The sequence below is a fragment of the Pseudomonas sp. genome, assembly GCF_026224925.1.
Classification (GTDB): domain Bacteria; phylum Pseudomonadota; class Gammaproteobacteria; order Pseudomonadales; family Pseudomonadaceae; genus Aquipseudomonas.
This window is the reverse complement of sequence record NZ_JAMFRV010000666.1, coordinates 1-5,061: the sequence shown is the minus strand read 5'-3', so window position 1 is coordinate 5,061 and position 5,061 is coordinate 1. Positions and strand designations below refer to the sequence as shown.

The following is a 5,061-nucleotide window of genomic DNA, read 5'->3' as shown; positions in this document are numbered from 1 at the left end:
AGTCGCGCAACAGGTAGAAACACACCACCGGGATCAACACCAGATTGGTCAACCAGCCGATCAGCGCCAAGCTTGATGCCGTGGCCTGAGCCAGTACTATACCGACGATGTCGCTGGTCTGGCCCATGTGCTCGGAGATAGCCGCCTTGACCTTGTCGAACTTCCAAAATCCGTCCGCCAAGCCCAATTTGGCCTGAGTCCAAGGCAATGCCGTGTGCTGCAACCAATCGAGGATTTGCGGCGCCAGCTCATATAGCCGGAACAATTGCTTGGCGAGCATCGGCACCAAGACCAATAACAACGCCATGAACACCATCGTGAATAGGCCGAAGACCACAACCACGCCCAGCGTGCGTGACAGCCCAAGCGCTTCCAACCGATCAACCAACGGGTCAGCCATGTACGCCAACAGCAGCGCGATCAAAAATGGCGTGAGAATCGGGTGCAGCAAAAATACAAATACGCACAGCAGGGCAACCCCGCCAATCCAAAACCAACGACGTGAATCAGCCATTACTGCCCCTTAGACCCGAGAGTTAAATCGATATAAAACAATTCTGTGCCTACCAGCGGAAATTCAGCTGGGGTATCGACGATGGCGCAGCCACTGGCGCGACGGGAGCAACCGGTGCAGCACCCGCCTCGGCCGGCGACTGGATAGGTGCCAGCGGCGCAACCTCGCTCGCCGGAACCTCCTGCAACTTCGCTAGCGATAACTGCGACCGCAACTGATCAGCGCTGCCGCTGACTTCGTAGGTAATGGCGTCACCCTCTACCAACTTCAGCTTCGCGCCGAACGGGTCCAGCAAGCGACCCAATTGCGCGTAGCGCTCCAACGTCATGCCTTGCACGTGCAGAGCAAGGCTGGTGGATGCTCCGGGCTTGGCCACAAAGCGTGGGGCTAGACGCTCGCTCACTGCCAGCATTATCGCATCGGCCAGCGCAGCCGTATCTGCGCCGGTGGCGGTGCCTTGCTCACGTTGCGCGCCAAGCCATAGGCGCCAGGTGCCCTGCCATTGCCCACCGTTTTCTCGCGCATGCACCGCCAGCAACGCATCGACACCATAGCGGTCAGACGCGTCTTTCAACGGCGCAGGGTCGGTGCCTTCAAGATTCTTCGCCGTGGCAACGATTTGCTCGCTCAGGTCAGCCAGTGGCAAACGCAACGGCAAGCCACGGTGTTGAGCGGCGCGGCGCAACGGCTCAGCCAAGGCCTGACCGTCGCCGACCAGGTTCGATCCATCGGTAGCATCGTTCAACCACCAGCCCAAAATCGCCGGACGATTGGTGCCCCACACCGGCAGGCCGGCTTTGCGCATCGAGTTGTCGGCGCTCACTGGATCGAAATCCACCAGCAGGCTTTCTGGCGGACCCGCCTCGTAACCGTACTTACTGATGATCTGCTGAGGGTCTTTACGCACCTCGGACAGGCCAGCGCTTTGCGCAGCTTTAGGATCACCGGTAAGGCGCAACACTAAGGTTTCCAGCGCACGTTGAGTGGCTTGGGTACGCTCTTCAGGGGATTGCCCGGTGACGGGTTCGCGTACCTGATACAGATTGCTGACGGTCTCAGCGAAGCTCGGCAGGCTGACCAGTGAAAGGCAGCCCACACACAATAATTTGGCAAAACGCAGGGTAGGAAGACGCATGGAGGGTTCCCAAAGGGCAAAAAATGACACGAAAAAAGAACGCGTGAGGCAACTGATGCGGTTGAGACCACACATCCAGTCAATTCATTCACAATTAATAGTAGCTACACCTTATAGAGACGCTGGCAAACGAGCCAGCCTCAGCATAAAGCTGATTTATTTTCTCTCGAACCGCCTGCCCGTCGGCCTAAGGATGGCCGCTGCCCTGTAAGCCTGATAAAATCGCGCGCCTTCACCGACTGACGATGGCAGCGGCCCCTGAAATGAAGCGTTATTCAGAGCGCGGCATTTTTTGATTGGCCCTGTTAACCAGTCGTTTCCCCGAATCCCCCCTAAAGGCCTGGATTATGAGCAAGCAACCCTCCCTGAGCTACAAAGACGCCGGTGTAGACATCGACGCCGGTGAAGCATTGGTCGAACGCATCAAAAGCGTTGCCAAGCGCACCAAGCGTCCGGAAGTCATGGGCGGTCTGGGTGGCTTCGGCGCCCTTTGCGAAATCCCGGCTGGCTATAAGCAACCTGTGCTGGTATCCGGCACCGACGGCGTGGGCACCAAGCTGCGTCTGGCGCTGAACCTGAATAAACACGACACCATCGGCATCGACCTGGTCGCCATGTGCGTCAACGACCTGATCGTGTGTGGTGCAGAGCCGCTGTTCTTCCTCGATTACTACGCCACCGGCAAGCTCAACGTCGAAACCGCGACTCAGGTCGTGACTGGCATTGGCGCTGGTTGTGAATTAGCGGGCTGCTCGCTGGTAGGCGGCGAAACCGCAGAAATGCCTGGCATGTATGAAGGCGAAGACTACGACCTGGCAGGCTTCTGCGTCGGTGTTGTGGAAAAAGCCGACATCATCGACGGCTCCAAAGTCGCTGCCGGTGACGCCCTGCTCGCCCTGCCTTCTTCGGGTCCGCACTCCAACGGTTACTCGCTGATCCGCAAGATCATCGAAGTGGCTGGCGCCGACATCGAAACCATTCAACTCGACGGCAAACCGCTGACCGATCTGCTGATGGCGCCGACGCGTATCTACGTCAAGCAGTTGCTCAAGCTGATCAAGGACACTGGCGCCGTCAAGGCCATGGCCCACATCACGGGCGGCGGTTTGCTGGATAACATTCCGCGCGTACTGCCGGCCGGTACTCAGGCTGTCGTCGACGTCGCCAGTTGGCAGCGTCCGGCCGTGTTCGACTGGTTGCAGCAGCAAGGCAACGTTGCCGAAACAGAAATGCACCGCGTCCTTAACTGCGGCGTAGGCATGGTGATCTGTGTCGCTCAAGAACACGTTGAAATAGCACTGAACGTTCTGCGTGAAGCGGGCGAGCAACCGTGGGTCATTGGCCAGATTGCAACTGCCGCGGAAGGCGCTGCGCAGGTCGAACTGAAAAACCTCAAGGCACATTGATGTCAACGTGTGATGTGGTGGTGCTGTTATCCGGCACCGGCAGCAACCTGCAAGCCATGATCGATCACCTGCACGGCGTCGATCAACCGGCCAGAATCTGCGCGGTGATTTCCAACCGTGCCGATGCGTTCGGCCTGCAGCGCGCCAAGGACGCGGGCATCGAAACCCGCCTCCTTGATCACACCACGTTTGAAGGTCGCGAGGCCTTCGACGCGGCTCTGATCGAACTGATCGACACTTTCAATCCCAAGCTGGTAGTCCTCGCCGGGTTCATGCGAATCTTGAGCGCGGCATTCGTTCGTCACTACCAAGGCCGACTGATCAATATCCATCCTTCGCTGTTACCTTTGTATAAAGGCTTGCACACTCACCAACGTGTGCTGGAAGCTGGCGATCAGGAGCATGGCTGTAGCGTGCATTTCGTGACAGAGGAACTCGATGGGGGTCCTCTGGTCGTACAGGCTGTAGTTTCGGTAGAGTCAGATGATTCGCCAAGCAGCCTGGCGCAACGCGTTCACGCTCAGGAACATCAGATTTATCCGCTGGCCATTCGCTGGTTTGCCGAAGGCCGATTGAGCCTTGGTGAACACGGTGCATCGCTGGACGGCCAGTTACTTGGGGCCCGTGGCCACTTGATTCGAACCTAGGAGATACTATGCGTCGCGCTTTGCTGTTCGCTTTGGCTTTGCTCGCACTGCCTGCTGTTCAGGCCGCTGACCTGCAACCCTATTCTGCTACGTACACCGCTGACTGGAAGCAACTGCCCATGAGCGGCGGTACTGCTGAGCGCACGCTCACCAAGAATGCCAATGACACGTGGTCACTGAGCTTCAAGGCGTCGATGATGATTGCCAGCCTGACCGAAGTCAGCACGCTGAAAGTCGACAAAGACGCCCTGCTGCCGCAGACCTACAACTTCGAACGTGGCGGCTTGGGTAAATCCAAGAAAGTCGACATGACATTCGATTGGGCGGCCAAAGTCATCAACGGGACTGATCGCGGCACCGCGTTCACTGTTCCACTTAACCGCGGCATCCTCGATAAATCGACTTACCAGTTGGCGTTGCAAAATGACGTAGCCGCTGGCAAGAAGAGCATGAGTTACCAGGTCGTCGATGGCGACGAAGTAGACACTTATGATTTCCGCGTCCTGGGTTCAGAAAAAGTCGCGACCAAAGCCGGCCAGGTCGACGCAATCAAAGTCGAACGCGTACGTGATCCAACCCAAAGCAAACGCATCACCGTGATGTGGTTCGCCAAAGATTGGGATTACCTGCTGGTTCGCCTGCAACAGGTTGAAAACGACGGCAAGGAATACAACATCATGCTGCAAGAAGGCACAGTTAACGGCAGAACCGTTAAAGGCAGCTGATCAGCCTGATCGCGAAACACCCAGAGCCCCGCTAATTAGCGGGGCTTTTTTATGACTGCTACGGTCGAGCGCGACCCCGAAGCGATCGCGGACGAGCGCGCTCCTCCAGGCCAGAAACAGAGGGTTATGAACCCAAATTCAGTGTAGGAGCGCGCTTGCCCGCGATAATGGCCGAAGGATCTTCAGCTGTCTCGACCACAAACCTGAACATAAGCTGTCCGAAGTGAATCTTCATGGGGGGATCAAATTCCAATCGACCCCCTTGTAACACGCCGCCTAGAGCCATTTCTGCATTTTTAACAAAGGTATATTGCAGAAAAAAGCTATTTACTTAGTCTCCTAACAAAATATATAAAAGCCTCCTGCGACGCGTTGTCGCAGCACCAAGTGTCAGGAGTCTTCTAGATGACCGTAAAAGTTACCGAACGCGACTTTTCCCACCTATCCCATGAAAGCCAGGCTTCTGGCCAGCAGGTCTGGGATGTACATCAACAGGACTTGTTGGTTGGGATGTTCCATAACGAGACGGAAGCTCATCAGTACAAAGCTGAACTCGAAAATCTGGAAAGCCAGCGCACTACGTAAGACGTCATTTCGGAATCGCAGTAAAAACAAAACCCGCCTCGGCGGGTTT

General features: G+C 56.6%; 6 protein-coding genes. 4 read left to right on the top strand and 2 right to left on the bottom strand.

Annotation, left to right across the window (positions count from 1 at the left end):
- Both M0974_RS27735 and M0974_RS27730 read right to left on the bottom strand, forming a co-directional pair.
- A partial coding sequence (locus M0974_RS27735) for an AI-2E family transporter (protein WP_297844755.1) occupies positions 1-514 on the bottom strand: 514 nt, incomplete at its 3' end.
- 49 nt (positions 515-563) lie between these two features.
- Positions 564-1,634, bottom strand: coding sequence for a DUF2066 domain-containing protein (locus M0974_RS27730; protein WP_297844758.1), 1,071 nt, complete (start codon positions 1,632-1,634; stop codon positions 564-566).
- A gap of 362 nt (positions 1,635-1,996) precedes the next feature.
- Between M0974_RS27730 and purM the strand changes: the two genes are divergently transcribed.
- From purM to M0974_RS27710, 4 genes are all read left to right on the top strand, one after another.
- Complete coding sequence (purM, locus tag M0974_RS27725) at positions 1,997-3,055, top strand: phosphoribosylformylglycinamidine cyclo-ligase (RefSeq protein ID WP_297844752.1); 1,059 nt, start codon at positions 1,997-1,999, stop codon at positions 3,053-3,055.
- Positions 3,052-3,702 carry a phosphoribosylglycinamide formyltransferase gene (gene purN / locus M0974_RS27720; protein ID WP_297844748.1) on the top strand — a complete coding sequence of 217 codons (651 nt, stop codon included), beginning with the start codon at positions 3,052-3,054 and terminating at the stop codon, positions 3,700-3,702. Before purM ends, purN begins: the two co-directional genes overlap by 4 nt.
- Positions 3,703-3,710: 8 nt before the next feature.
- Positions 3,711-4,427 (top strand): DUF3108 domain-containing protein, encoded by a 717-nt coding sequence (locus tag M0974_RS27715; protein ID WP_297844746.1) that lies wholly within the window; start codon positions 3,711-3,713, stop codon positions 4,425-4,427.
- A gap of 405 nt (positions 4,428-4,832) precedes the next feature.
- A complete protein-coding gene (locus M0974_RS27710; RefSeq protein WP_297844744.1) occupies positions 4,833-5,012 on the top strand; it encodes a hypothetical protein in 180 nt (59 codons plus the stop codon).
- Positions 5,013-5,061: the final 49 nt, after the last annotated feature.

Bases quoted from the DNA above. Each gene is read 5' to 3' on its own strand.
- purM (WP_297844752.1), top strand. From the start codon at position 1,997: ATGAGCAAGCAACCCTCCCTGAGCTACAAAGACGCCGGTGTAGACATC.
- M0974_RS27715 (WP_297844746.1), top strand. From the start codon at position 3,711: ATGCGTCGCGCTTTGCTGTTCGCTTTGGCTTTGCTCGCACTGCCTGCT.
- M0974_RS27710 (WP_297844744.1), top strand. From the start codon at position 4,833: ATGACCGTAAAAGTTACCGAACGCGACTTTTCCCACCTATCCCATGAA.